Annotated in this window: 23 protein-coding genes and 1 tRNA gene; 6 read left to right on the forward strand and 18 right to left on the reverse strand. The window is 70.7% G+C overall.

Annotation, left to right across the window (positions count from 1 at the left end):
• Positions 1–9: 9 nt before the first annotated feature.
• On the reverse strand, positions 10–939 hold the full coding sequence (locus CUC05_RS11920; protein WP_108666329.1) for a class I SAM-dependent methyltransferase: 930 nt from the start codon (positions 937–939) through the stop codon (positions 10–12).
• A 47-nt stretch (positions 940–986) separates the two neighbouring features.
• On the opposite strand from CUC05_RS11920, the gene CUC05_RS11925 reads away from it, so the two are divergent.
• Positions 987–1571, forward strand: coding sequence for a helix-turn-helix domain-containing protein (locus CUC05_RS11925; protein WP_108666387.1), 585 nt, complete (start codon positions 987–989; stop codon positions 1569–1571).
• 20 nt (positions 1572–1591) lie between these two features.
• On the opposite strand, the gene CUC05_RS11930 is transcribed toward CUC05_RS11925, so the two are convergent.
• From CUC05_RS11930 to CUC05_RS11970, 9 genes are all read right to left on the reverse strand, one after another.
• Positions 1592–2455: an SCO6745 family protein gene (locus CUC05_RS11930; RefSeq protein ID WP_108666330.1), complete on the reverse strand. Its 864-nt coding sequence runs from the start codon at positions 2453–2455 to the stop codon at positions 1592–1594.
• 33 nt (positions 2456–2488) lie between these two features.
• Positions 2489–3844, reverse strand: a complete 1356-nt coding sequence (gene pafA / locus CUC05_RS11935) for a Pup--protein ligase (protein WP_108666331.1) — start codon at positions 3842–3844, stop codon at positions 2489–2491.
• Positions 3845–3934: 90 nt separating this feature from the next.
• Positions 3935–5797, reverse strand: a complete 1863-nt coding sequence (locus tag CUC05_RS11940) for a serine/threonine-protein kinase (RefSeq protein WP_108666332.1) — start codon at positions 5795–5797, stop codon at positions 3935–3937.
• 68 nt (positions 5798–5865) lie between these two features.
• On the reverse strand, positions 5866–6540 hold the full coding sequence (prcA, locus tag CUC05_RS11945; protein ID WP_205712287.1) for a proteasome subunit alpha: 675 nt from the start codon (positions 6538–6540) through the stop codon (positions 5866–5868).
• Positions 6541–6559: 19 nt separating this feature from the next.
• On the reverse strand, positions 6560–7414 hold the full coding sequence (prcB, locus tag CUC05_RS11950; RefSeq protein WP_108666333.1) for a proteasome subunit beta: 855 nt from the start codon (positions 7412–7414) through the stop codon (positions 6560–6562).
• An 83-nt stretch (positions 7415–7497) separates the two neighbouring features.
• Positions 7498–7686, reverse strand: coding sequence for a ubiquitin-like protein Pup (locus CUC05_RS11955; RefSeq protein WP_108666334.1), 189 nt, complete (start codon positions 7684–7686; stop codon positions 7498–7500).
• A 52-nt stretch (positions 7687–7738) separates the two neighbouring features.
• Complete coding sequence (locus CUC05_RS11960; protein WP_157965477.1) at positions 7739–9661, reverse strand: alpha-amylase family protein; 1923 nt, start codon at positions 9659–9661, stop codon at positions 7739–7741.
• A 22-nt stretch (positions 9662–9683) separates the two neighbouring features.
• Positions 9684–11183 (reverse strand): depupylase/deamidase Dop, encoded by a 1500-nt coding sequence (dop, locus tag CUC05_RS11965; protein ID WP_108666336.1) that lies wholly within the window; start codon positions 11181–11183, stop codon positions 9684–9686.
• Positions 11184–11245: 62 nt separating this feature from the next.
• A complete protein-coding gene (locus CUC05_RS11970; RefSeq protein WP_157965478.1) occupies positions 11246–11977 on the reverse strand; it encodes a hypothetical protein in 732 nt (243 codons plus the stop codon).
• Positions 11978–12130: 153 nt separating this feature from the next.
• Here CUC05_RS11970 and CUC05_RS11975 point away from each other — a divergent pair, with 153 nt between their 5' ends.
• On the forward strand, positions 12131–12637 hold the full coding sequence (locus CUC05_RS11975; RefSeq protein WP_108666338.1) for a hypothetical protein: 507 nt from the start codon (positions 12131–12133) through the stop codon (positions 12635–12637).
• Positions 12638–12650: 13 nt separating this feature from the next.
• Here CUC05_RS11975 and CUC05_RS11980 read toward each other — a convergent pair whose 3' ends face one another.
• The 6 genes from CUC05_RS11980 to CUC05_RS12005 all read right to left on the reverse strand — a co-directional run bounded on the left by CUC05_RS11980 (position 12651) and on the right by CUC05_RS12005 (position 20120).
• Positions 12651–13556, reverse strand: a complete 906-nt coding sequence (locus CUC05_RS11980; RefSeq protein ID WP_108666339.1) for a diacylglycerol/lipid kinase family protein — start codon at positions 13554–13556, stop codon at positions 12651–12653.
• Positions 13540–15285 carry a proteasome ATPase gene (arc, locus tag CUC05_RS11985; RefSeq protein ID WP_108666340.1) on the reverse strand — a complete coding sequence of 582 codons (1746 nt, stop codon included), beginning with the start codon at positions 15283–15285 and terminating at the stop codon, positions 13540–13542. The genes CUC05_RS11980 and arc overlap by 17 nt, the downstream gene beginning before the upstream one ends.
• Positions 15286–15369: 84 nt before the next feature.
• Positions 15370–17859: a S8 family serine peptidase gene (locus tag CUC05_RS11990; protein ID WP_157965479.1), complete on the reverse strand. Its 2490-nt coding sequence runs from the start codon at positions 17857–17859 to the stop codon at positions 15370–15372.
• Between the two features lie 122 nt (positions 17860–17981).
• A complete protein-coding gene (locus tag CUC05_RS11995) occupies positions 17982–18884 on the reverse strand; it encodes a tRNA (adenine-N1)-methyltransferase (RefSeq protein WP_240606250.1) in 903 nt (300 codons plus the stop codon).
• Positions 18881–19924: a PP-loop family protein gene (locus CUC05_RS12000; protein ID WP_157965480.1), complete on the reverse strand. Its 1044-nt coding sequence runs from the start codon at positions 19922–19924 to the stop codon at positions 18881–18883. The genes CUC05_RS11995 and CUC05_RS12000 overlap by 4 nt, the downstream gene beginning before the upstream one ends.
• Entirely contained in the window at positions 19917–20120 is a 204-nt protein-coding gene (locus CUC05_RS12005) for a MoaD/ThiS family protein (RefSeq protein WP_108666343.1), read from the reverse strand. Before CUC05_RS12005 ends, CUC05_RS12000 begins: the two co-directional genes overlap by 8 nt.
• A gap of 56 nt (positions 20121–20176) precedes the next feature.
• Here CUC05_RS12005 and CUC05_RS12010 point away from each other — a divergent pair, with 56 nt between their 5' ends.
• The 3 genes from CUC05_RS12010 (at position 20177) to CUC05_RS12020 (ending at position 22364) form a co-directional block, all read left to right on the forward strand.
• Complete coding sequence (locus CUC05_RS12010) at positions 20177–20770, forward strand: DUF1802 family protein (RefSeq protein WP_108666344.1); 594 nt, start codon at positions 20177–20179, stop codon at positions 20768–20770.
• Positions 20771–20853: 83 nt separating this feature from the next.
• On the forward strand, positions 20854–22227 hold the full coding sequence (locus CUC05_RS12015; RefSeq protein ID WP_108666345.1) for a M15 family metallopeptidase: 1374 nt from the start codon (positions 20854–20856) through the stop codon (positions 22225–22227).
• A 54-nt stretch (positions 22228–22281) separates the two neighbouring features.
• Positions 22282–22364, forward strand: a tRNA-Leu gene (locus tag CUC05_RS12020).
• Between the two features lie 231 nt (positions 22365–22595).
• Here the strand turns inward: CUC05_RS12020 and CUC05_RS12025 are convergent.
• Positions 22596–23849, reverse strand: a complete 1254-nt coding sequence (locus CUC05_RS12025; RefSeq protein ID WP_170127997.1) for a 13E12 repeat family protein — start codon at positions 23847–23849, stop codon at positions 22596–22598.
• 479 nt (positions 23850–24328) lie between these two features.
• Positions 24329–24907 carry an MOSC domain-containing protein gene (locus CUC05_RS12030; RefSeq protein WP_108666347.1) on the reverse strand — a complete coding sequence of 193 codons (579 nt, stop codon included), beginning with the start codon at positions 24905–24907 and terminating at the stop codon, positions 24329–24331.
• 186 nt (positions 24908–25093) lie between these two features.
• Here CUC05_RS12030 and CUC05_RS12035 point away from each other — a divergent pair, with 186 nt between their 5' ends.
• Positions 25094–25819, forward strand: coding sequence for an ArsR/SmtB family transcription factor (locus CUC05_RS12035; protein ID WP_108666348.1), 726 nt, complete (start codon positions 25094–25096; stop codon positions 25817–25819).
• Positions 25820–25831 lie beyond the last annotated feature (12 nt).

Here is a 25831-nt window from a genome sequence, read left to right on the forward strand (position 1 = left end):
CCGGGTCGCTCAGCTCGTCGGCGCGGCGATGACGTGCACCCGCCGGGAGGTGTCGAGGTGCAGCAGGCCGCTGCGCGTGACCCCCTCGGCGGACGCGTCGTCCAGCAACGACTCGAGGGCAGCCATGTCCTCGGGGTCGAGGTGGTCCCCGAGGACGGCGTGGAACCGACGCAGGTGACCGGCGAACAGCCGTCGGGACGGGACGTCCAGCGGACGCTCGAAGCGAAGGCGCACGTCACGCACCGCCACGACGTCCAGCCCAGCAGCCCGGGCCAGGGCGTCGACGTCACCGTTGACCGTGGCGTCGTCCGGAACGTCCTCGTGCCCGTGGCCGTGTCGCAGCCACGCGGTGACGGCGGCCTCCAACCGCTCGGCCAGCCCGGGAGGGCCCACCTGAAGGTCCTCGGGAAGGTCCTCGGGCAGGAACGTCATCGGGTCACCGAAGTCCACCGCCACGAGGTATCCGCCGGGCTCCAGCAGGTCGGCGAGGGTTCGCACGGCCTCGGTGCCGTCGCCCAGGTGGTGCAGCACCATCGAGACCCACACCAGGTCGAAGCGGCCGAGGTCCGTCAGGTCGGCTGGAAGGCGTCGTTCGACGGTGGTCAGGCGACCGGCCAGCCCGAGGTCGGCTGCCCGCCGTTCGGCTCGGGCGAGCAGGCCCGCGCCCGCATCAACCGCCACGGCTGACGCCGCCGGCCAGCGCTGGAGCATGGCGATGCTGCCGACCCCCGGTCCCGAGCCGACGTCGAGGATCCGTCCTGGGGGCCGCCCTCGGTCCTGCAGCAGGCCGTCGACCCAGCCGAGGATGTCCTCGAGCATCGGGGCGACGACGGTCCCCTCCTCCTCCAGGGTCTCGCCCATGGCGTCCCAGTCGATGTCCTCGTGGTCGTGGTGGTGCCCGTGGGCGTGCTCAGCGTGCTGGTGCGTTGAGTTGGTCATGCATGGACCGTATGCATCCCAGTCGCCACCGGCATAGACTCTTGCCGATGACGCAAGACGAGGGACACCACAACGGCGGCGTCGGGGTCGAGGACGCGGTCCGTCAGCGACTCCGCAGCCTGCGCCTGGCGCGTGGGTGGTCGCTGGACGAGCTCGGCCGTCGCGCGCACATGGGGGCCTCGACGATCAGCCGCATCGAGACGGGCCACCGACGGCTTGCCCTGGACCATCTGGTGGCGCTCGCCAACGCCCTGGACTCCTCCGTCGACGACCTGCTCGCCGGCCCCGACCTCGAGGACGTCGTGATCCGTCCCCAGCGGGACGAGCACCGCGGGATCATCCGCTGGCCCCTGTCACGCCCCGACGACCCCAGCGGTCGGCAGGTGGTGAAGATCCGCTATCCCGAGGTGACCAGTCCGCAGGAGCCGAGGGTGCACCCCGGCTACGACTGGTTCACGGTGCTCGAGGGAACGGCGCGGCTGCTCCTGGGGCAGCGCGAGATCCTCGTGCGGGAGGGTCAAGCGGCGTCCTTCGACACGATGACCCCACATGCGTTCGGCGGAGCAGGTGGACCGGTGGAGATGCTCATGATCTTCGATCGGCACGGGGAGCGAGTCCACCTGGACGAGTAGGGACAGCCGGCCGAAGGCGCCTAGAAGGTCTCGGGCAACGCCCATGGTCGGGGGTAGGCGCCACCGTCGTTGAGGGCCGCGGCGATCGGACGGATCAGGTCGAACAGTCGTCTGGAGTCCGCCTCGCCGAGGACCGCGTACGGCGGGGCGGCCAAGCGGTCGGTGTGCGCTTCGATCGCATCCCGGTTGGCGATCCCCTCCTCGGTCAGCTGGCCGTCGGTGTCCATCCACCCACGCGTCCGGAGGCGCGTCTCGGCGGCCGCCCAGGCGTCGTCGTCCCACATGCGGCTTCGCTGGAGGAACCGTCGCGAAACCCGGTCCTGCCACGTCGCGTAGAGCACCATGGCGTCCACGGGCCCCAGCTCGTGGGTCAGCAGCACCGCCAGGTGGCCGTCGCCCCGATGCTCCCGCAGGACGGCGGTGACCTGCCACAGGTCGGCGAACGGCATGCCGGTGAGCGGGACCTGGGCGTTGGCCGCGGCGAGCGATCGGCCGGCGCAGTCGAGGCCCGTCGTGGCACGGCTGGCCAGCTCGATCGCCTCGGCGACCCCGTCGGAGGGGGCCTGGACTCGCTCGAAGACCTCCTGCACCCCTTCTGCGCGTGCGGTCAGGACCGCGGACGGGGAGGCCTTGTCCCAGGCGGCGGGAAGGGCGTAGTGCAGGACCGCCGGGTTGAACCCGTAGAACGCCGCGGTGGCCGCGCCCGGCCCGACCGCACCCATCGGCGCCGCCCTGCTGGCCACGTACCCCTCCCCCCTCGGCTCCATGCCCAGCGCCTCGAGGCGGTCGTGCACCTCCTTGGCGAAGTACATGATGGCGTGCAGGGGTTCGATGACGCCGTGGAGGGCGTGGGCGGACCGGATGGCGGAGGCAGGGTGGCTCATGCGTTCGATCCTAGAACCCAGCAGGTGCCGGGGTCACATGGACGCGATGAGCTTGGCGACTCGTTCGTCGTCGTGGGTGAACGGGTCCTTGCACAGCACGGTCCGCTGGGCCTGGTCGTTGAGCTTGAGGTGGACCCAGTCGACGGTGAAGTCACGACGCTTGCGCTTCGCCTCGCGGATGAAGTCGCCGCGCAGCTTCGCCCGGGTGGTCTGGGGCGGCGTCGACATGGCGGTCTGGATCGTGTGGTCGTCGGTCACCCGGTCGACCTTGTCGTTGCGCTGCAGGACGTAGTACAGGCCGCGCGTGGTGTTCACGTCGTGGTACTGCAGGTCCAGCATCGCCACGCGTGGGTGGGACAGCGGCAGGTCGTGCTTGCGCCGGTAGTCGTCGATCAGCTGGTACTTCGTCACCCAGTCGATCTCGCGGGACAGCTTGAGGGGGTCGTCCTCGAGGGTGTCGAGCACACGACCCCACTCCGCCAGCACCTCGTCGGTGTCCGGGTCGGACCCTGTGGACTGCACGAACTGGGTGACGCGGGCGTGGTACTCCCGCTGGATCTCCAACGCCGACAGCTCGCGCCCGCCGACCAGCTTGACCCGCCGGGTGCAGGTCATGTCGTGGCTGATCTCGCGGATCGCGCGGATGGGGTTGTCCAGGGACAGGTCACGCATGACCGCCCCGGACTCGATCATGCGCAGCACCAGGTCGCAGGTCGCAACCTTCAGCCAGGTGGTGTACTCCCCCATGTTGGAGTCGCCGACGATCACGTGGAGCCGACGGAACCGTTCGGCGTCGGCGTGCGGTTCGTCACGCGAGTTGATGATCGGCCGGGACCGGGTCGTTGCCGACGACAGCCCCTCCCAGATGTGCTCGGCTCGCTGGGAGATCGAGTAGACCGCCCCGCGTGGGGTCTGCAGCACCTTCCCGGCCCCGGCGAAGATCTGCCGGCTCACCAGGAACGGGATCAGGGTGTCGGCGAGCTTCTGGAACTCGCCGAACCTGGCGACCAGGTAGTTCTCGTGGCTGCCGTAGGAGTTGCCGGCCGAGTCGGTGTTGTTCTTGAACAGGTAGATCGTCCCGGCGATCCCCTCCTCGTGCAGCCGTTCCTCGGCCTGCTCGACCAGCCCCTCGAGGATCCGCTCGCCCGACTTGTCGTGCGCCACGACCGCCTTGACCGAGTCGCACTCGGCGGTGGCGTACTCGGGGTGGCTGCCCACGTCGAGGTACAGGCGAGCGCCGTTCTCCAAGAACACGTTGGAGGACCGTCCCCACGAGACGACACGCCGGAAGAGGTAGCGGGCGACCTCGTCCGGTGACAGCCGCCGCTGACCGCGGAAGGTGCAGGTGACCCCGTACTCGACCTCCAGTCCGAAGATGCGCCGATGCATGGGATCCTCCTGGCTCGCGGTACCGGCCGTCCCGACCGAATCGTCCCCACTGTAGTGCTGCCGACTCGCCGTCGGGGTCAGCCCGGCCGGCTACTGCCCGGGGTTCTCCGTCTGGGGCGGGATGATGACGAAGGTGTCGAGCGCCATCTGCAGCGCCACCTCGTCGCGGTCGTCGAGGTGCTGGAACTGCACCAGCAGCATCACGTCGGAGGTCGGAGGCCAGGCCGCCACGATGGTGTAGTCGGTGTCGGTGCCGCCGCAGTCGACGTAGTCGTCCCGGAACCCGGTGTAGGCCGGGTCGCTGTAGGGCGACCGGCCCTGGTAGTCGCACTGGGTGGCGAAGCTGAACGCGTCCAGCAACGTCTCGGGTGTGAACGACGTCGCCAGCTGCTCGCTGACGCCGAAGATCAGCCCGGGCACGTTCCAGCTGCCACGGAAGCCCGCAAGGTCCGGCGCGGCGACGATCTGTCGTCCGATCGGGCTGCCGTCCTCCACCCACGCGCTGCCGTCGATGTCGGTCCACGGGCGGGGGGCGCTGATCTGGATCGTGCCCGTGTCGTCCATCAACGTCTCGAAGACGTAGTCGGCCGGTTCGTCCTCCGTGGTCGGGCCGGGCTCGGGTTCGGTGACCGGTGCGGTCGGGGTGACCGAAGGGGTCGGCTCCGGATCGGGGCTGCCACCACCGGACACGGACACGGCGACCACGATGCCGACGACGACGGCCAACCCGACGATGCCGCCGATGATCGCCAGGGTGCGGCCGCCACCCGACGAGGGCGGTGCGGGCTGCTGGTAGGCGGGGCTCGGGCCGGGGCCACGGAAGGGCTGTGGGCCGGTGGGGTGCTGGGGTTGCTGGGGGTAGCCGACGGGCCCGGTCGGCTGACGCGGTGGGGCGGGCTGGGGTCCCTGCGGCCCGACCGGCAGGTTGTGCGGACCGGACTGTGTGGGGGGCCCCGGCACACCCTGGGGGCCGCTGTGGGTGACCGGCCCCGAGGACTGCGCTGCCTGCGCGCGGATGTCGTCGATGGACGACGCGAGGTCATCGGTGTTGATCGTCCGGGTGGCGTCACGCGCAGCGGCGGCCTCCTCCTCCCGGATGGGCAACGGGGTCACCGACAGGCCGAGCTGACGCTGGGCAGTCCGCAGGGCGCGGCCCATCTCGGCTGCCGAGGCGAAGCGGGCCTCGGGGTCCTTGGCCATGGACCGCTCGACGATGGCGGCCACGGGGTCGGGGACACCCCGTTCGCGCAGGTTGGGGACGGGTTCGTCCCTGATGCGCGTGAGGGCCGGGACGATCGACTCGTCCTCCGGCTTGAGGAACGCCGCCCGGCCGACGAGCAGCTTGTACATCGTCGACCCGAGAGCGTAGATGTCGCTGGGGACACCCGGAGCCTTGGCCTCCAGCAGCTCGGGGGACACGTGCTCGATCGACGCGGTCAGGCTGGACGTGCCCGTCTCTGGCCCGCCCTTGAGCCGGGCGATGCCGAAGTCACCCAGCTTGGGCTCGCCGTAGGCGCTGACCAGAACGTTCTCGGGCTTGATGTCCCGGTGCAGGATGCCGGCCTGGTGCGCGGTCTCCAGCGCCCCGCAGACCTTGACCATGATCTCCAGCACGTCGGCCCACGGCAGGGTGGTGTCGGACTCCAGGCGGTCGGCCAGCGACCCCTGGTCCATGAAGTCCATCAGGATGTAGGGCTGCCCGTTGGAGGTGAACCCCGAGTCGTAGACGGTGACGATGTTGGGGTGGCCCGAGAGCATCCCCATGGCCTGGATCTCGCGTTCGAACCGGATCCGTACCTTGCGGTCCTTGACGGTGCTGGTGACCATCTTGACCGCGACGTCGCGACGCAGGGATTCCTGCCGTGCCTTGTAGACCGTGCCGAAGCCGCCAGCGCCGACCTCAACGGCGTCTGCGAGGTCTTCGATTCCGAGGTCGATGGGTTCCGGTGCCATGAGTTGATCGCAGCGTAGCGGGCAGACGACGGAGATGGGGTGTGCCCGCCCGAGTCGTCAGACCCTCGTCAGGACAACATCCCCGCGATGTCGTCCTCGGAGAGGCGGAAGAACTTGCGGCGCCCGAGCGCGCGGTCCAGGCCGGCCACCTCCAGGCGGTCGGCGACCATCTCGCGCTCCTCGACCTCCTGCAGCGCGGCGACGGTGGTGCGCAGGGCCGTGGCCCGGTCCATGCCGGGCTCGAAGCGGGTCCGGAGCGCCTCGTTGATGGCCTCGGCGCTGCCCCCGATGGCGACGTAGTTCTCCTCGTCGGTGATCGAGCCGTCGTAGAGGATGTGGTACAGCTCGACGTCGTCCTCGGCGACCTCTGCGACCAGCAGCTCGACCTCCAGCGGCTTGGGCGAGTCGGTGAACGTCGCACCCATGGCGTTTGCGTAGGCGTTGGCCAGCGCACGGCCGGTGACGTCGTCGCGGCTGTACTGGTAGCCCTTGACGTCGGCCAGGCGAATGCCGGCGACGCGGAGCTGCTCGAACTCGTTGTACTTGCCGACCGCGGCGAAGGCGATGCGGTCGTAGATCTCCGACACCTTGTGGAGGGTGGCCGAAGGGTTCTCGGCGACGAACAGCAGGCCGTTCTCGGTGGTCAGGGCGACGACGGACCGGCCGCGGCTGATGCCCTTGCGGGCGAAGTCGGCCTTGTCCTTCATCGCCTGCTCGGGCGAGACGTAGGGCATCATCGGCATGAGGTGTTGCTCCCGCGGATCAGGGGTTGGCGTTGGGGCGAGGGCTGGTCTCGGCACCGCCGCCGGACAGCCGGCTGCTGCGCGACTCCGCGACCACGCGGGCCCGCTCGGCGATGTCGTCCTCGTCGCGCTCGACGTACCCGGCGGCGTCGATCTGGGCGACGATGGGGTACACCCCACGGATGGTGTCGGGCCCCCCGGTGGCCGAGTCCTCGTCCGCGGCGTCCCACAACGACGCGACGGCCAGGTCCACCGCAGCGTCGGCGCTCAACCCGGCCTCCCAGCGCGCCTTCAGCGACGCGCGGGCGTGCAGGCTGCCGGAGCCGGTCGCGGAGAACCGCTTCTCCTCGTAGCGGCCGCCGGCCACGTCGAAGTCGAAGATCCGCCCCTCGTCCTGCCGGGGGTCGAAGCCGGCGAACAGGGGAACCACGACGAGTCCCTGCATGGCCAGCGGCAGGTTGCCGCGAACCATGCTGGCCAGCTTGTTGGCCTTGCCCTCCAGGGAGAGCTCGCTGCCCTCGACCTTCTCGTAGTGCTCCAGCTCGGTGGCGAAGATCTTCGCCAGCTCGATGGCGGGGCCTGCCGAGCCGGAGATGCCGACGGCCGACAGCCGGTCGGTCTGGAAGATCTTGCGCATGTCGCGCTTGGAGATCAGGTTGCCGGCGGTGGCACGCCGGTCGCCGGCGATGATCACCCCACCGGCGTAGGTGGTGGCCACGATCGTCGTGCCCTCGACATGTGCGGGCATCGAGTGCACGTCACCCATCTGGGGCATCGCCTCCGGGACGGCCTGGCGCAGCAGTGCGCTGAAGCTCGGCGCGGTGTAGTCGAACGGGTCCACGATGAAGGGGCGCAGGGGATGGCGGTCCGTCATAGGCGGCCGACGCTACACCACGGTCCGTCGCCTGACCGCGCACCCCGGCCCGGGACAACGCCGTCGGGCCGGGGTGCCCTCCCCTACTGGCCGCCCTTCTGGACGTAGTTCTTGACGAACTCCTCGGCGTTCTCCTCGAGCACCCCGTCGATCTCGTCGAGCAGGTCGTCCACGTCGGAGGTGTCGACCTCGGTCGCCTCGGTCTCGACCTTGGCGTCCTGCTCCTCGGTCTGCTTGCCCTTCTGCTTGCGGACCTGTCCACCGTCGCTCATGGGTGCCTCCTCGGGGGATTCGTCGTTGTCCCGAGTCTACCGGGGTCGTGGGTCACGGCTCGCTGATCCAGCGCATCGACAGGCCCGGTACGACGTCGGCGCCCGGCCCCGAGCGGGTCCAGTGGCCGTCGAGCGCGTCGAATGGTTCGTGCAGGTCGGCCACCTCGGTCGCGCGCAGGTCGATCCGCTGCGGATCGGGGTGGAAGTTGGCCAGACCCACCAGCCGTCCGTGACGGTGGTGATGCCGTCGGAAGGCCAGCACGTGGTCGTTGTCGTGCCACAGCGGCGTCACGCTGCCACCGGCCCGCAGCGTGGGCAGCTCGGCACGGGCACGCATCAGGCGGACGAGCCCCGAGTGGACCCTCCCCTCGACCGTCGACCGATCGGCCCGCCGAGCGGCGACCGACCAGTCCATGCACGGACGGTGCAGCCAGCGGTTGTCCGGGGCACGATCGGGATCGGCCAGGAAGCTGGTGTCGTTGTCCAGCGCGACCTCGTCGCCCATCCAGATCAAGGGGATGCCGCCGTAGCTGGCGGCGAGCGCGTACAGCAGGAGGAACCGGTCGATCGCCTCGCCGATGGCGTGCTGGTCGCCGTCGGCACGGGCGCGGCTGAGGCCCACCAGCGCCGCGGTCGTCCCCGACGTCCGCCGATCACCGGAGACGAAGTCCTCCTGGAAGTGGGCGCCCTCTGCGGGGCTGCCCTCCAGCTCGCCCGCGTACCAGCTGGACAGGAACCGACGATGGGCGGACCCGTCCCAGCCCCGCTGCCCGGCGTCGGCGTCGTCGATCGCCCAGCCGATGTCGTCGTGGCAACGGACGTAGGTCACCCATGACGCGTGTGGAGGGGTCTCGGCCATGGTCGACAGGGCGATGGTGGCCAGCCGACCGTCGCGTGCAGCCAGCGACGACCAGCCCTGGACCATCAGCTGGTTGTGGTACAGCAGGTCGCATTCGGCGGCCTGTCGCGGTCCGACCCCCTGGTAGGGCACGAGGTCGCGGGGGGCGACGATGGCCTCGCCCTTGAGGATCGTCGCCGGGGCGGCGATGCCGACCAGCCCCCGTATGGCCCGCAGGATCAAGTGCACCTCGGCCAGGTTCTGGCTGTCGGTCCCCATGCGCTTCCACAGGAACGGCACCGCGTCCAGGCGCAGCACGTCGATGCCGACGGCCGCGAGGTCCAGGATGATCCGCACCATCTCCACGAAGACGTCGGGGTTGGCCCAGTTCAGGTCCCACTGCCACTGGTTGAACGTGGTCCAGACCCACCGGCCCATCGCCTCGTCCCAGGTGAAGTTGCCGGGTGCGGTGTCGGGGAACACCTCGGGGAGGGTCTGCTCCCATCGGTCCGGCTCGGTGCGGTCGGGGTAGGTCCGGTAGTAGTCGAGGTACCGCTGCTCCCCCGCCCTGGCCCGCTGGGCCCATTCGTGCTCGGCGGCGGTGTGGTTGAGCACGAGGTCGACGCACAGGTTGATGCCGGCGCCGTGGAGGCGCGCGGCCAGCGCGCGCAGGTCGTCCATCGTCCCCAGGGCCGGGTCGACAGCCCGGAAGTCCTGCACGGCGTAGCCGCCGTCGTTGGGTCGTGGACGCGCATGCAGCAGGGGCATCAGGTGCAGGTAGGTGACCCCCAGGTCGGTGAGGTGCTCCAGCCGCTCCCCCAGCCGCGCGATCGTGCCGTCGAACCGGTCGACGTAGGTGACGTAGCCGACCATGCGTTCGGACAGGAACCAGTCGGGCGCCGCCTCGCGCACCCGGTCGCGGATCCGCAGGCTGTCGGACCTGGCGAGGACCCCCTCGACGAGGACGTCGAGCAGGCGGTCGGGCAGGTCGGGGCTGTCGGGATACACCAGGGCCAGCGCCGGCAGGACCTGCTCGAGCCACCGTTCGGCCCGGGCGGCGAGGACCGCGCGTTCGGCGTCGGGCAAGCGGGGGTCCCGCTCCAGCCGGCGGGCGAGGGCGAGGTACGGTCGAACCATGTCCGTGATCGTCCTTCGTGGATCAGCTGCGGATGGCATCCAGCAGCTGCCGAGCGGTGTCGCACCGATCGATCAGGGCGCCGACGACCGCTTCGGTTCCGCGGGAGGGGTCCATCATGGGCACGCGCTGCAGGGTCTCGCCGCCCACGTCGAAGATCATGGAGTCCCACCCGGCCGCCGTGACGCTGTCGCGGAACTTCTCCAGGCAGCGGCCGCGGAAGTACGCCCGGGTGTCCGACGGCGGCGCCGTCATCGCCCGCTGCACCTCGTGCTCCTCCACCATCGTCTCGATGCGGCCCCCGGCGACGAGCTTGTTGTACAGGCCCTTGTCTCGACGCACGTCGTGGTACTGGATGTCGATGAGCTTGAGCTTCTCGTCGTCCCAGTCCAGGCCGTCCCGGTCGACGTAGCGCTGCATGATCCGGTACTTGGTCACCCAGTCGACGACGCCGTCGAGGCCCATGGGGTCGGCCTCCAGCTGCGTCAGGAGCCGCTCCCACGTGGCCATGAGGTCGGCCGCCCAGTCGGGGGCGTCGCGCTGGTCGGCCCACTTCCGGGCCCACTCGAGGTAGTGCCACTGCAGCTCGATGGGGCGCACCCGGCGGCCGTCCTTGAGCGCGATGGTCTTCGCGCACGTCAGGTCGTGGCTGACCTCGTGGAGGGTCTTCACCGGGTTGGCGACCGAGAGCGCATCGGGCAGGAACCCGTCCTCCACCATCGACAGGACCAGCGCGGTGGACCCCAGCTTCAGGTAGGTGCAGACCTCGCTCATGTTGGCGTCGCCGATGATGACGTGCAGGCGCCGGAAGCGGTCGGGATCGGCGTGCGGTTCGTCGCGGGTGTTGATGATCGGCCGCTTGAGCGTGGTCTCCAGGCCGACCTCGACCTCGAAGAAGTCGGCGCGCTGGGTGACCTGGTAGTCCACCTCGGCCGAGGGGAACTCGCTGCCGACGCGCCCGGCACCGACGAGCGGCTGGCGGGAGACGAAGAAGGGCGTCAGCTGGCGCACGATCTCGCCGAACGGGGTGGCCCGGTCGACGATGTAGTTCTCGTGCATGCCGTAGGCGGCGCCCTTGCCGTCGGTGTTGTTCTTGGTGATCAGGATGCGGCCCGGCTGGCGGTCGTCGTGCCCGGGCAGCAGCGGCGCCGCACGGCTGGCGGCGATCTCGAGGATCCGTTCGCCCGCCTTGTCCCACACCACCGCGTCACGCGGGTTGGACACCTCCGGTGAGGAGTACTCGGGGTGGGCGTGGTCGACGTAGAAGCGGGCGCCGTTGGTCAGGATCGAGTTGGCCAGCCCGATGTCGTCCTCGGGCGCCGGTTCGTGGGCGCCCGGCTGGGCGAACCCGCGGGCGTCGCGCAGCGGATCCTCGTCCTCGTAGTCCCACCGGGCACGGTTGCGGCCGTCCGCCGAGTAGGCGTTGACCACCAGCGAGGAGGCCAGCACGGGGTTGAACTCGGGTCGGCCCACCACGGTGATGCCGAACTCGGTTTCGGTGCCGAGGTACTTGGTGATCGCCATGTGGCCGCCAGCCTACCGGCGGGACGCCCCCGGTTCGGGGCGGTCCCGCCGGTCGTGGCGGATCAGAACGGCCAGTCGGGGTTGCCGGCGACGCCGTCCAGCTCGTCGTCGGTGGCGTTGAACACGATCCCCGACGGCACCTCGGTGGTGTCGTAGACCCACACGGCCCCGTTGGAGGCCAGGCCCGTCCCCACGACCTCCAGCCGAAGGTCGTGCGACCCGTCGCCGATCGTGGCGTCGTACAGGTCGACGAAGGCGAACTGGACCTTCTTGACCGCGTCGCCTGCGTCCTCCAGATCCATGGTCAGGTCGCCGTGCTGGGCGACCAGGTCACCGTCGACGTACAGGTTGGCGTCCACCCGGAAGCTGGTGCCGCCCTGACCGGCTGCGTTCTCGACCATGGCCTGCGGCGGGAACAGGTAGAGGTCGATGAGCAGGTTGTCGATCGCGCCGTCGTGGCTGCCCTCGAACGCGGGGGTGTAGGTCGGGTCCCACGCGTCGGTGACCTGCCAGGCGCTGGTGCCCGCGTACCCGCCGCCTGCGCCGCTCGTGACCGAGGCGGTCGGGGCGTTGCCGTCCCAGCCGGGCACGCCGTGGCCCTGGCCGGCGAGGTTGCCGACCTTGGTGTCGGCTTGGTGGATCCAGACGGGGGTGCGGCAGACCTCCACGTCGTCGCTGGGGTCGGTGGTCGCACCGCCCTCCAGCAGCCTGCAGGCGTCGTCTGCGGCCACCGCTCCCGGGACCATTGCGGCAAGGACGAGGGCAAGGGCGGGGACTGCAGCGGACGGACGCATCGTGAACCTCCTGGAGGGATGAACGGGTCGTGTCGACCCGGTTCGCGATGCTCCTGCGGAAATCCTCGTTCCGTTCTGAATCGTGTTCGGCATGCTGCCGGTCGGGTCGTTGACCTTCGGCGAACCGGTACTGGCCGTGCCAACCTCGACGGCATGCCCAGTGACGTTCGCCTGCGGATCCCGTCGGTGCTGGCCCGCCTGATGATGGGGGCAGTCGCCATCGCTGGCTGCACGGGCTCCGAGACGCCGGCAACAGCCGCCCCCGACGGCCCGGAGTCGTTCGTCGCAACGGTCGTCCACGACGGCCCGATGCTCGACCGGGGGCCCATCCCGTCGGCCCTGCGGCTCGACGGTGGGGACGCGTTCGTCGAGGCCTGGGACGGCCTCGGGGTCACCGACCCGCCCCCCGACGTCGACGCCGCCGACGACGTCCTCGTGATCCGGTTCGCCGACGAGGTCGGTTGCGAGTTCGTGTTCGAGTCCGCTGACCTGGTCGACGGGACCGTTGTCGTCACCGGCGCCGGGTCCGACGAACCGATGTCCTGCCAGCCGGCGCCTCGGCCCCGCCTGCTCGCCCTCGCGATCCCGGACGCGATCCCCATCGACGACGTCGCCGTCGAGGGTTGGACCGACCTGCTCGTGGTCGGCACTGTCGACTGACCGGCCGGGGCGGCTACTGGGGCGGCGGGATCCGGAGGCGGTAGCTGGCCGGTTCGATGCGGTAGCTCCGAGGGGTGTCGGTGGCGGCGGCGAGGTCGCCGTCGGCGTTGTGGGCCAGGCGGGGGCCGAGGATCTCCACCCGGCTGCCGCGAGCAGACACGACGTCGTCGCGGTCGACGTGGGTGCCACGCGCCAGCGCCATGCCGAAGGCGGTGCGGGCGGCCGGGCCGACCGCATGGCTGACCACCACGTCGAGGAGGCCGTCGTCGGGGCGTGCCGACGGCACGGCTGGGGTTCCCCCGCCGATCGTCGGGCCGTTGCCGACGATCACCATCAGCGCCGGGTCGCCCAGGTCGATCCGCTCGCCGTCGACCCGCACCTCCACCTGCAGGCCCTCCGCGGCCACGCCGGCGACCATCGCACCGAGGGGATAGGCCAACGCGCCGAGGGAGGCCTTCAGGTCGTCGGCACGACGGGCGGCCTCGACCCCGATGCCGACGTGCACGGCGTTGACCACGACCTGGTCGTCGTCGCCGACGAGCACGTCCATGCGACGGACCGGCCCGTCACGCAGCACCGCTGCGGCGCCGTCGGGGTCGGTGGGGATGCCGAGGTGCCCGGCGAAGTCGTTGCCGGTGCCCAGCGGGACCAGCCCGAGCTCCAGCTCGTCGGTCAGGCCGAGGGCCCGGGCGCGGTCGACCAGCAGGTGCAGTGATCCGTCGCCGCCGCAGGCCACGACGGTCCGGCCGTCGGCGGCGCGCAGGGCGTCGTCGACGTCGTCGGGACCGTCGGTGGCAACGACCTCGGCGGTGCCGAGCTCGCGGCAGACCGCGTCGACGAACGCCTGGTCGTCGGTGCCGGCAGCGGTGTTGCGGACGAGGAGGTACCCCCGCCCGCCGCTGCTAGAGGTACTGGCCAGTCTGCACGCTCTCGATCGACTTGCCGGGCTCGTTGCCGTCCCCGATGAGCGTGCGGACGTACACGATCCGCTCGCCCTTCTTGCCGGAGATGCGGGCCCAGTCGTCGGGGTTGGTGGTGTTGGGCAGGTCCTCGTTCTCCTTGAACTCGTCCCTGATGGCGATCTGCAGGTCCTCGGCCTTGATGCCCTTCTGGCCCTCGTCGAGGAACCGCTTGATCGCCAGCTTCTTGGCCCGTGCGACCACGTTCTCGATCATGGCGCCGGAGTTGAAGTCCTTGAAGTACAGGACCTCCTTGTCCCCGTTGGCGTAGGTGACCTCGAGGAACCGGTTGGAGTCGTCGTCGGCGTACATCCGCTCGACGGTCTGGCTGACCAGCGCCCTGCAGGCGTCCTCCTCCGATCCGTACTCCTTGACCAGGTCGGGGTGCAGCGGCAGGCCCGCGTGCAGGTAGATCGCGAAGATCTCCTTGGCCGCCTCGGCGTTGGGACGTTCGATCTTGATCTTCACGTCGAGGCGTCCGGGACGCAGGATCGCCGGGTCGATCATGTCCTCGCGGTTGGAGGCACCGATGACGATGACGTCCTTGAGGGTCTCCACACCGTCGATCTCGCTGAGCAGCTGCGGGACGATGGTCGTCTCCACGTCGGAGGACACGCCCGACCCGCGGGTGCGGAAGATCGAGTCCATCTCGTCGAAGAACACGATGACGGGGTGGCCCTCGGCGACCTTCTCGCGGGCCCGCTGGAAGATCAGCCGGATCTGCCGTTCGGTCTCGCCGACGTACTTGTTCAGCAGCTCCGGGCCCTTGATGTTGAGGAAGTACGACCGGGCGTCGTCGCGGCCTTCCTTCTCCGCGACCCGCTTGGCCAGGGAGTTGGCGACGGCCTTGGCGATCATCGTCTTGCCGCAACCGGGGGGGCCGTACAGCAGGATGCCCTTCGGCGGCCGCAGCTCGTGCTCGACGAAGAGGTCGGCGTGGAGGAACGGCAGCTCGACCGCGTCCTGGATGGCCTCGATCTGGGGTCCGAGCCCACCGATGTCGGTGTAGGCGATGTCGGGCACCTCCTCGAGGACGAGCTCCTCGACCTCGGGCCGGTTCAACCGCTCGAGGGCGTACCCCGACCGCGACTCGACCATCACGTGGTCGCCGCTGCGCAGCGGCGAGTCCATCAGGGCGTCGGACATCCGCACGACCTGCTCGTCGTCGGTGTGGCCGATCACGAGCAACCGGCCGTCGCCCATGACCTCCTTGACGGCCATGACCTCACCGATGATCTCGTAGCCGGCGGCCTCCACGACGTTGAGCGCCTCGTTGAGGACGACCTCCTGGCCCTGCCGCAGCTCGCCGACCTCGACGTCGGGGCTGACGTTCACCCGCAGCTTGCGCCCCTGGGTGAAGATCTCGACGGTTTCCTCCGTCGGGCCCGGCCCGAGGTAGACGCCGTAGCCGCTGGGCGGGGCGGCGAGCTTCTCGACCTGTTCCTTCAGCCCGATGATCTGCTCGCGCGCGTCCCGCAGGGTGTCGGCCAGCTTGCCGTTCTGGGCCATGGCCCCCGACAGCTGCGACTTGGACTCCAGCAGCCGTTCCTCCAGGGCGCGCACCCGGCTCGGCGAGTCGTCGAGGCGACGACGGAGCATCGTGGCCTCTTCCTCGAGGAACTGCACTCTGGTGCGGAGGGTCTCCTCCGACTCACCGGTCGGGGTGGTACCTGGCTGGTCCTCGGACATGCTGGTCCTCCTTGTCAATCGTGAGGGGGATTATGGCAGGCCGGGCATGGTCTGCCTCGCTGTCGTGACGACTGCCGAGCCGCATCAACCGGGTGTGCACCCCTGCCCGGCGAGGATCTCGAGCAGGTCCTCGGTGGTGTCGTCGTCGATCCGGTCGCGGCCACCGATGACGTACAGCTGACCGCCGAAGTCGCAGAAGGTGCTGCGGGTCGCCGCGGTGATGGGCTGTCCGGCCATGCCCTCCAGCGGCAGGTACCAGTTGCCCTGGCCGGCGATGAGGGATGCCGAGAGGACATCGGTGAACCCGTCGCGCAGGTTCACGGCGACGGTCGCGGCCCGCTCGATGGCCCCGTCGCGGTCGATGGCCATCTCGCCGGCGTAGAGGTCGAAGACGGCGAGCGCGGTGTCGATCCGTGTGGCGCCGCCGGCACGGGACGTCGGGAACCCGAGATCGGCGATCTGCTGCATCGTGGCGGCGGAGACCGCGACCTCTCCACCCACGACGACCACCCGGTCGGGATCGAGCCGGCGAAGCTCCTCGGCGGTGGTCGGGTGCAGCGCCTCGGGGTTGGTCACCAGCGTGGGGATGCCGTAGTACGCGGCCATCTGGCCGGCGGTGACGGCGTCGGCGTAGTCCCGGCCCGAGGTGACGAAGGCCCAGCTGCGGGTCGGGATGTCCCCGGCCAGCGACTTCAGCTGCTGGACGACGGCGGACGCCCGCACGGCGGTGTCCTCGCGGCCGATCCCGGCGATCCGCTGCACGGTGATGCCGAGGCTGCGCAGCTCGTCGTCGACGACGGCGGGGATGGCCGCGGTGCCGCCCATGACGTACACGACGGGCTGGCTGGTCCCGAAGTCGAGGACGCGCAGCAGCTCCTCTCGGGTGCGCGGGTCCAGCGGACCGGTGTGGGAGGTGTAGAGGAGCGAACCGATCCCGAGGCCCAGCGCGGCACCGGACAGGGCGTCGGCGAAGTCGTCGACCCGGGCAAGCACGGCGAAGGGCCGGCTGCCTGCCGGGTTGCCGCGGCTGATGGCGACCGCCTGGCTGATCGGGTCGGTCGTGTCGAGGTCCCCCGGGTCCGACACCCGGACGGCGACGGGTGCCAGCGGGCCGACGGCGAAGTCGGGGTCGGGCTCCAGCGGCGGGATCGGCTGGCCGCTGGCGAGGAGGGCCATGGCGGCACCGACGTCGAGCACCCCCCAGCCGTAGTCGTCGTCACGGCCGGTCGGGCCGGCATCGGTGGCGGTGCCCTCCAGCAACGCCTCGACCTCGTCCACTGACAGGGTCCGTCCGGTGTCGGAGGCGTGCTGTCGCAGCAGCGCCGCGGCCGCCGCGACGTAGGGCGTGGAGAACGACGTGCCCTGGGTGGCCTCCAGCCGGGCGCCGTGGGGGTCGGCCAGCGAGGGGGTGCAGCCGGTCCCGAGGTCGTACTGCTTGGGTTCGACCAGGCTGGTCGTCAGGACGGCCTCGCTGGCCAGGTCCGCGAGGGTGCTGGGGCAGTTGCGGGCCTGGCCGCCGGGCGCGCTGAGGTCGATGTAGGGGTTGAACTGGCTGTACCCAGCTCGGCTGCCGCTGGGTCCGGTGGCCCCCACGGAGATGGCCCCGTTGCAGGACGCGGGGATGCTGTTGGCGTTGCTCTGGGCGTTGCCGGCCGAGGACACCACCACGATGCCGGCGGCACGGGCCTGGTCGATCGCCGCCTGGTAGGCCGCCGTGCACTCGTTGGCGGAGGTGCCGAAGCTGAGGTTCATGGCCAGGGGCGGCTCGTCGAGCTGCGACAGGTAGGCCATGGCGGTGATGGCGTCGGAGTCGGCCGGTCCGCGCGGGCAGTCGTTGAGGGGCGAGGTGAGGGAGATGTCGATGATGCGGGGGTTCCACAGCACCCCGGCGATGCCCTGGCCGTTGTTGCCGGCCGCGCCGACGACCCCGGCGACCGCGGTCCCGTGGGCGATGCCGCACTCGTCGTTGTTGGGCTGCCCCTGCACGATGACGCCGCTGGCCGACCGCAGGCTGGCCACGACGGTGCCGGCGAGCTCCGGGTGGGTGGCGTCGACCCCGGAGTCCACGACGGCGATCAAGGGGCGGCCCTCTCCCTCTCGTCCGCCGCCGGTGGCGTGATCCCACGCCTGCTCGATGTTGGTTTGCTGGTGCGCCCACTGCAGGTCGTAGGAGGTGTCGTTGGGCACCGCGTGGAACTCGCGCTGCACGTCGGGCTCCACGGCGAGCACGTCACCTCGGGACCGGAGCGCCTCGGCCACGACGTCGGCGGTCCCCGGCGCGGTGGTGACCAGCCGAACCCGGTCGGCGAGGGCAACGGCGTCGCGCGCCCCCAGGGCACGGGTGGGTAGGGGCGCCGCCCAGGACGTCCTGGCGGTCCCCTCGTCCAGCGTCACCAGCAGGCGGTCCGGGAGCACCGACGCGTCGCGGGTCAGCGGCTGGGTGGGCAGGGCCACGTCGTCGGATCGTGCCGGACGGGCGCCCTCGGCCGCCGCGACGGGCACGACGCCGAGCGTGGCGACGAGCATCCCGAGGACCACGAGGAGGACTGACGGCGTTCGGCTGACGCGAGGCAAGGGGGGCGAGCTTTCGGCTGGCTGGACGATGGCTGACCGCCACCGTACTCATGGGACGTCCGGGAGCCGCGAAACGTTGTCGGTCGGTCACCGACGTTGCGGCTCACCCTCCGTGACGGGTGCTACGGGAGCTGTCCCGGACGGGGCCCCACGGGTGCATCTTCGGCCGGCTCGGCGTCGGCCCCTGCAGCACCCTGCGAGCCAGTGGTGTCCTCGGGTGCCTCCAGCGGCACCATGCGGCGGGCCGTCGTCAGGAACGCCGTGTGGGCGACCATCCGGTGGTCCGGCCGGACGGCGAGGCCGTCGACGTGCCAGGTGCGGTGCATCGTCTCGCTGGTCTGGGTCAGGCCCCAGCGGGGGTCGGCATCCAGCACCTCGCGAAGGCGCATGACCTGCGTGACGGTCGGGGTGTAGGCGATCAGCATCCCACCGGGGTGGACCGCGTTCGCCGCGGCGTCGACGTGGGCCCACGGCTCGAGCATGTCCAGGACGAGCCGGTCACAGCGGTGTTCGGTCAACGCCTCGGCGAGGTCGGCCACGGTCAACGACCAGTTCTCGGGATGCCCACCCATGCGGCGGGTGACGTTGGCGAGGGCGACCTCGGCGTGGTCCTCGCGGAGCTCGTAGGAGATGACGCGACCCTCGGGGCCGACGGCACGGAGCAACGCGCAGGTCAGCGCACCCGACCCCGCCCCGGCCTCGATGACCGTCGAGCCCGGCACGACATCGCCGAGCGTGACGATCATCGCCTGGTCCTTGGGGTAGACGACCTGCGCCCCACGAGGGGCCTTCAGCGTCCAGTCCACCGTCGTCGGTCGGACGGCCGTGAGCTTGGCGCTCATCGTGGAGACGACGGTGCTGCCCTCCGGCTGCCCGATCAGCTGGTCGTGCCGGATGATGCCGCGATGGAAGTGGTAGTCCTTGCCCTCCTCCAGCTCGAACATGAAGCGGCGGCCCTTGCGGTCCATCAGGATGACGGTGTCCCCGACCGAGAGGGGGTCGGGATGTCCTGCATGGCGGATCACGCGTTCACGTCCTGTTCGGGGGGTGATGTCTCGGCCGCGTCGTCACCGACGGGGCGGTCGACCAGCTGCAGCAGCCGGCCACGGGTTCGGCAGAAGGCGCAGACGGGCGTCTGGCCGGGTTGGTGCGCCGGTGTGGGCAGACCACAGTCGGCGCACGGGACCAGCGAGGTGTCGAAGTGCTGGCCCTGGTCGAAGTGTTCGTCGCGGACCCGGTCGAGGAAGCCGAAGAGGAAGTGGGCCTTGGTCCCGGGGGCCGCGCGCTCGAGCTCGTTGAGGGCGTCCTTGTACCGCATGACGGTGTTGCCCTCGACCAGCGGGCACTCCTCGACGACGTAGTCGAGTCCCTTGATGACGCAGTAGGCGGCCATCTCGCGTTCGGTCAGGCGGTACAGCGGCTTGACCTTGCGGGCCAGGCCCCCCTCGCTGGCCGGCAGCATCGGCGACTGGCGCGCCATGAACTCCGTCTGCCAGCGCAGGACGTTGCCGAACAGCTGCGCTGCCTCGTCGTCGAGGTTGTGCCCGGTGGCCATGACGTCGTAGCCGTGCCGCAGGGCCGTCTTGTTGAAGACGTAGCGCTTGGACAGGCCGCAGGTGCCGCAGGCCGCACGCCCGACCCCGTTCTTCTTCTTCTTGTCGCTGCGGCGCGGGTGCTTGACCGAGTCGGGGATGTCGAAGCCGTACTCCTCGGCGAGGTCCTCGACGTGCAGCTTCACGCCGCGGCGTTCGGCGTAGTCACGCACGATGCGCTCCGACCGGGTGGAGTACCCACCGATCCCGAGGCCCAGGTACAGGCCCGAGGCGTTGTAGCCCATGTCGAGGAGGATGTCCCACAGGGCGAGGGAGTCCTTGCCGCCGCTGACCGCGACGAGGATCTCGTCGTCGTAGCGCAGCATCCCGTAGGCATCGATCGCGACGCGGACCTGGGTGCGGATGTGGTCGACGAAGCACTCGCCGCAGTAGCGGGTGCGATGACGCGCCAGGTCGATGACGGCGTCGGCGTCCTTGCAGCCGAGGCAGCGGCCGCCGCTGGGCCTACCCATGCGAGCCGCCGGAGATGACCGGCCGGATCTCGACCTCGGCATCGGCGGGCAGCACCGCCTTGGCCGTCACCAGGGTGTTGTCGTGGATCACCAGGACCGTCTCGGGGTTGATGTCCAGCTGGGCCAGCATCTCGCTGACCTGGGCTGGGCCGTCGACCTCGACGGTCCGGTCGGGGTTGCGCAGTCGTACCTTCATCGGACCCGCGATCCTAACGGCGGTGCGCCGGGATCGTCACGGCGTAGCGTGGACTCGTGGACACCGACGTCGCGCCGACCGAGCCCGCCCCCACGACCACCGTGTCGCTGAAGGAGTGGGGTGCCGCGATCCATGCCCTCCTGCAGGGCCGCCAGCAGATCCTGCTGCGCAAGGGCGGGATCCACGAGAAGGCCTTCGCCACGCCGGAGGAGGACGGCGGGTTCCTGCTGTTCCCGACCGTGGCCCACACCCACGCCGAGCGGACCCGTCCCGAGCACCACGACCTGCTGCCCGCCGGCGACGCCGACGCCACCGACGACCACCTCGTCGTCCGTGCCGGCGTGCACGTCGTCGATGTCGTCGAGGTGACCCGGCCCGAGCGGCTGCCCGAGCTCGACGACCTCCACATCTGGACGGCCGAGTCGATCCGCACCGACCGGGTGGAGTTCCGGCCGAAGCACCCGCTGCAGATCCTCGTCGTACAGGCCGTCGAGCTGCCCGAGGCCATCGTCCTGCCGCGGCTGGAGGCCTACGGCGGCTGCAGGTCCTGGATCGACGTGCACGTGGAGTGGGACGGATCGGGTCGGGTCGTCGGCGACCACGCCGAGCTCGAACGGGTGTCGCAACGGGTGCGGTCCACGGTCGGCTGATGGGCCTCGCGGCGGGGTGAGCCGCGATACGATCAGGAGTCGGCGGTGACGGGTCGGATGCCCGTGACGCCTGTGCGACCGACGTGACTGACCTCTCCTCCTCCCCCCTCCCCGCAGCCACACGCCGAGCCATCGCGGCGGGCGTTGCCGTCCTCGCGATCCTGACGGTCCTCGGCACGGCACCGCAGCCCGGCTCGAGCGCTGCCGGCGATGACCTGGCGTTGACGCCGATGGTCCCGATGACGGTGGAGAGCGGCGCCGTCGGGCAGGGGGGCCAGACGTTCGCCCAGCTGTTCGACGAGATGCGCGCGCCCGAGGTCGGCGGCGAGGGCCAGGGCACCGTGGTGGTGGCCGCTCCCCCGTCCATCCCCGAGGTCCAGCCCGAGTCGCAGCCCCAGCCCGTGGCCACTGGCGCGGCCGCGCCCGCGTTGGCGGCCGTCCAACCGGTGGCCCCCACGATGACGGTGACCGGGCTCGACCCGGCGACCGCGTCGTCCCTCGCCGCACTCGAGGGTGTGGAGGCCGCGTCGGTTGTGGAGGTCGGTGAGCTGACCCTGGCCGTGCCGGGGGCCGAGCAAACGGTGACCGTCGCGGCGGTCGAGCCGGAGACGTTCCGGCCGCTGACCCCGCCGATCACCGCCAACGAGACCGCGGTGTGGGAGCGGATCATCGCCGGTGACGCCGCGTTCAACCACGACGCCGGCAACCGGCTTGCGGTGCCGCTGGGCAGCAGCGTGCAGACGGGATCGTCGGCCGGTGCCCTGCGCATCGGCGCCTACGCCTCCAACGGCATTCCCCCCGTGGCCGACGCGCTCGTGTCGGCAGACCGGGCCCGCCAGCTCGGATTCACCGGCGAGCCGGTCGTCTACGTCGCGCTGGCCCCCGGGGCCGACGGGTCGGCGGTGCGCGAGGCCGTCGCCGCGGCCGGTGGCGTCGTGGAGGAGATCGAGGAGCCGGTCGAGCAGCAGGCCTTCCTGACGGGGAGCGCCGCCGCCGACTTCTTCGAGCCGTTCAACTACATCGACCACGGTGACGGCCTGATCACCATCGACCCGGACTGGGTGGCCCGCAACATCGAGACCCGGCGCTTGCCGATCTTCACCGGCAACGTGACCTGCCACCGCCAGATGCTGATCCAGCTGGAGGGGGCGCTGGCGGAGGTCGAGGCCGCCGGGCTGGCGCCGCTGATCGACACCAGCGACTACGGCGGCTGCTGGGTCGCACGCCACATCGACTGGCGTCCCGACCGGCCCATCTCCATGCACGGGTGGGGCCTGGCCGTCGACTTCAACGTCCAGACCAACATGCTCGGCGCGCAGCCGACCATGGACCCGCGGATCGTGGAGATCTTCGACCGCTGGGGCTTCGTCTGGGGTGGGCGCTGGTCCCGGCCGGACGGCATGCACTTCGAGCTGGGCGCGGTCCTGCAGGGCCCGACCGGCGGGACACAGCAGTAACCGTTGCCGTGAATGGCCGAGCGGCCATCCGGCCGCTACACTGCCCGCTCCCACGTCGGCGTGGCGGAATTGGTAGACGCGTACGGTTGAGGGCCGTATGAGCTTTGCTCGTGGAGGTTCAAGTCCTCTCGCCGACACTCACGAAACGCCCCGGACTCCCGGGGCGTTCGTCGTTTTCGCCTCGACCTGCGGGCGTTGCGGAATCGGCAGCAACGACTCCACCACACCTGCCTGAGGTCGCACCTCGCAGCGACAGGACGTCGACACGTTGCCCGTCGAACGGGGGCCCACGTCATCTGGCCGGGCCACCGAGGGCCGAGGCATGCCGACAGGCCCGCGTGCGGGCGCGGGTGCCCGTCCTTCCCGTCTCAGGTGCGGTTCAGCTGCGTCCCCCACGGGACGGTGACGATGCTGCGGTTGCCGCGGGTCCAGGTCATCCAGCCGCTCGTCGTGTCGACGTGGCCGGACCAGCCGTGGCGATGGATCAGCCGGAGGTGACCGCGCTGGGAGACGCACGCCAGGCGGTCGGGGTGGTGCAGTCCCGGGGTCAGGTGGTGCACCTCGGACAGCGGGATGCTCGTCCGGCCCGCCGGGTCGCGTGCACCCAGGTCTCGGGCCCGGACCGCCAGCAGGGTGTCCTCGGGCACCTCGCGGGCGTGCAGCCGGCGGGTGACCGTCAGGGGTCGGGCCCCGTCCATCACCACCGCCCGGACGTCGGCATCGCGGGCCAGCGCCTCGACGGCCCTGGCCGACAGCGTCGGCAGGGTGTTGTCGACCGCGACCTCGAGGCGACCGGCCGCCGTGGTCGAGACACGGTCCAGCGAGACGTGCACGACCATCAGCGGTTTGGCGTCGACGCGCCGGCCGGTGGCGGTGCGGCCGGCCAGCCGATCCGCGCACAGGCCCACCAGCGCCCGTCCACGCCGCTTGGCACGGGTCCGCCGCCGCGCGTGCCGCCCATTTGCCGTCATCGGCTGCCTCACCCGTGTGTCGTCATCAGCCGTGCGGTCGTCACGCGCTGCCTGTCGGTCCAGGCCGTTGAGCACGATCGCCGTGTCAGGGGCGTCGAGCTCGCCGTACAGCCTGGAGCGGCCGTCCAGGCCCATCTGGACCCAGAGGAACGTCGACGCGGCGTCGGCATCCTCCGCTCGTTCCTTGGCCGTCGCGCCGTGCAGCTCGTCCACGGCCTCGGCGACCGCCCATGCGAAGCGCTCGGGGTCCATGACCCCGACGAGCTCCTCGGATGCGCCGATGCGCTGGTCGACCGCCACACGGAGGTCACGGCCGAACCGGCGCAAGCGAGCGACCACGTCCCGCACCATCGACCAGGACAACCGACCCTGCTGCCAGAGCGCGGTCGTGGCCGGCATCGAGGCCAGCACGTCCCCGGCGTCCAGCAGCATCGCCTGTTCGGCGCCGGTGAAGCCGTGCTGGACGGCCAGCTGGACGTCCAGCGGCAGTCCCTCGAGCGCCTCGACCACCCCCGCCCGGTTCACGTCGGCCAGCACGAACACCAGCCGACGAACCGCGTTCTCGCGCACGGCGATGGCCTCGACCATCTCGGCCACGAGCACCGACCCCTCGGCCAGGCTCGGCGGCCCACCCAACTGCATCTGATCCACTCCCGGATCCATTGATCACCCTCCTCTGCAACACCGTCACGATCGACGTGATGTGTTCACCATACGGTCGGGGTGTGACATCCCGGTCGGGGCCGTCGGCTGCGATGTGCACAATCGGTGGAGGCCCCTTTTCAACACCTCGAAAGCGGTGACTGAATCCGACACGGAAGGCCCACGACGTTCGATGCACCTGCTCAGCCGTCGGACAACACTCGTCTCCTGCATGACCAACATGCCCCTTGCGGGCGCGCCGACGAGTCGTGAGGATTCGGATCACGCCGCGACCGGCCCGATCAAGGCTCGGCGGCGGACACACCTCCACATCACCGGCCACCTCTTGGCCCGGACCATCCGACGCCCCGAGCACCGCTCGGGGCGTCGCTCCGTCCGGACCTCGCCCGGATGCCTGTCGCTGTGAGGTGCGACCAAAGGCACCCGTCCGGGGCCGGCCAACAGCCCCGGGATCGAGACAGGGCCGGCTACGCCGCCACGGGCTCGTCGGCCGGCACCTTGGCCACGACGTCACCGGCACGGATCGTGCCCGGCACCACGACCCTGGCGTTCACGCCGCGGAACCGGCGCAGCTTGCCCTCGCCGGTGTTGACGAAGCGCAGCGCATCCACGCCGTAGCGGTCGGCGAACTTGGCGCAGCCGGTGTGGGGCTGGTCGGTCACCTCGATGACCGCCGTCCCCAGCGACAGGCGCGTCCCGACAGGAAGGTTCTCCGGGCTCAGGTCCAGGTCGACCAGCAGCTGGTCCCCTGCCCACCGCCACCGCTCCCGGTCCCCGGCGCTGATCGCATCGACGACCCGGGCGTTCATGACGTTGAGCTGCATGTCGGGATGGCTCGACCCGTCCTCGGTACGGCGGCTGCCACGGACGTGCCAGGTGTCCCCGACGAGGCCGAGCGCCAGGTCCAGCTCGCCCTCCTCGAGCACCTCGCGTTCGTCCACGTCCGGGCGCCGGACGATCATCTCCAGCACCCCCTCGTCAATCGGCGATCCGGCGATGTGCGCCAGCCGTGACTCCAGGTCCTGTGCAGTCGGGTACAGCAGCATGGCACCGAGTGTTGCCGACGGAGCACCGGCCACTCCGCAGGCCAGTTCCCCGCACGGAACCCCGCGCGGACCCCTGCGCACATGTTCACGAGGGCGAAACACAACCAGCGTCGACCGTAACCGCCCGGTGACGAACCTCCGGCAGGATGGCGCCGTGATGCGGACACGACCGACGGGGACCGGTGCATGAACCAGCCTGAACTCGCGCCGATGGACGAGGCCCTCAACGCCAGGAGCACGGTGTTCGCCGCGCTCGGCGAGCCGGTGCGCCTCGCCATCGTCGAGTCCCTGCTGCTCAGCGACCTGACCCCCCAGGACATCGTCACGGCGATGGACATCCGCTCCAACCTGCTGGCCCACCACCTCAACGTCCTCCAGTCCGCCGGCCTGCTCGAGCGCATCCGCAGCACGGGGGACGGTCGCCGCCGCTACCTCCGGCTGCGGACCGACAGCCCGCGTCCAGCGGTGCACGTGCCGCCGCTGCACGCCCGCAACGTCATGTTCGTCTGCGCCGACCACGGCGTGCGCTCCATGGTCGCCGAGCGGCTCTGGGCCACGATCTCCGACATACCGGCAAGCTCCGCAGGGCGGGCCGCGAACCGGACGCTGACTCCCATGGCACGGAGGGTGGCTGCCGAGACCAACCTCGGCGCGCTCGACCGGCCGCCGACGTCGTGGCAGGACCTGCGGACCCCACCCGACCTGCTCGTGACCCTCTCCGACGTCGTCAGGGAGACCGCCACCCTGCCGGTGGGACCGAACACGACCCTGCTTCACTGGTCGACACCCGAACCGGCAGACGAGCAACGGCAGGCCTACCTGGACATGGTCCAGCACCTGGCGACCCGGATGCACGTGCTTGCCACGGCGCTCGGCTCGACCAACGGTGCTCGCGAACGCGTCAGCGCCTGATCCGCACCGCCA

The organism is Euzebya rosea, from assembly GCF_003073135.1.
GTDB classification, from domain to species: domain Bacteria; phylum Actinomycetota; class Nitriliruptoria; order Euzebyales; family Euzebyaceae; genus Euzebya; species Euzebya rosea.

Excerpts from the sequence above, each read along its gene's own strand:
- CUC05_RS11975 (WP_108666338.1), top strand. The coding sequence starts at position 12,131 with ATGCCCAGTGACGTTCGCCTGCGGATCCCGTCGGTGCTGGCCCGCCTG.
- dop (WP_108666336.1), bottom strand. The coding sequence starts at position 11,183 with ATGGCGATCACCAAGTACCTCGGCACCGAAACCGAGTTCGGCATCACC.
- prcA (WP_205712287.1), bottom strand. The coding sequence starts at position 6,540 with ATGCCGATGATGCCCTACGTCTCGCCCGAGCAGGCGATGAAGGACAAG.
- CUC05_RS12030 (WP_108666347.1), bottom strand. The coding sequence starts at position 24,907 with ATGCTGCTGTACCCGACTGCACAGGACCTGGAGTCACGGCTGGCGCAC.
- CUC05_RS12035 (WP_108666348.1), top strand. The coding sequence starts at position 25,094 with ATGAACCAGCCTGAACTCGCGCCGATGGACGAGGCCCTCAACGCCAGG.
- CUC05_RS11930 (WP_108666330.1), bottom strand. The coding sequence starts at position 2,455 with ATGAGCCACCCTGCCTCCGCCATCCGGTCCGCCCACGCCCTCCACGGC.
- pafA (WP_108666331.1), bottom strand. The coding sequence starts at position 3,844 with ATGCATCGGCGCATCTTCGGACTGGAGGTCGAGTACGGGGTCACCTGC.
- CUC05_RS11970 (WP_157965478.1), bottom strand. The coding sequence starts at position 11,977 with ATGCGTCCGTCCGCTGCAGTCCCCGCCCTTGCCCTCGTCCTTGCCGCA.
- CUC05_RS11960 (WP_157965477.1), bottom strand. The coding sequence starts at position 9,661 with ATGGTTCGACCGTACCTCGCCCTCGCCCGCCGGCTGGAGCGGGACCCC.
- CUC05_RS11925 (WP_108666387.1), top strand. The coding sequence starts at position 987 with ATGACGCAAGACGAGGGACACCACAACGGCGGCGTCGGGGTCGAGGAC.
- prcB (WP_108666333.1), bottom strand. The coding sequence starts at position 7,414 with ATGACGGACCGCCATCCCCTGCGCCCCTTCATCGTGGACCCGTTCGAC.
- arc (WP_108666340.1), bottom strand. The coding sequence starts at position 15,285 with ATGTCCGAGGACCAGCCAGGTACCACCCCGACCGGTGAGTCGGAGGAG.
- CUC05_RS11920 (WP_108666329.1), bottom strand. The coding sequence starts at position 939 with ATGACCAACTCAACGCACCAGCACGCTGAGCACGCCCACGGGCACCAC.
- CUC05_RS11955 (WP_108666334.1), bottom strand. The coding sequence starts at position 7,686 with ATGAGCGACGGTGGACAGGTCCGCAAGCAGAAGGGCAAGCAGACCGAG.
- CUC05_RS12000 (WP_157965480.1), bottom strand. The coding sequence starts at position 19,924 with ATGGGTAGGCCCAGCGGCGGCCGCTGCCTCGGCTGCAAGGACGCCGAC.
- CUC05_RS12005 (WP_108666343.1), bottom strand. The coding sequence starts at position 20,120 with ATGAAGGTACGACTGCGCAACCCCGACCGGACCGTCGAGGTCGACGGC.
- CUC05_RS11940 (WP_108666332.1), bottom strand. The coding sequence starts at position 5,797 with ATGGCACCGGAACCCATCGACCTCGGAATCGAAGACCTCGCAGACGCC.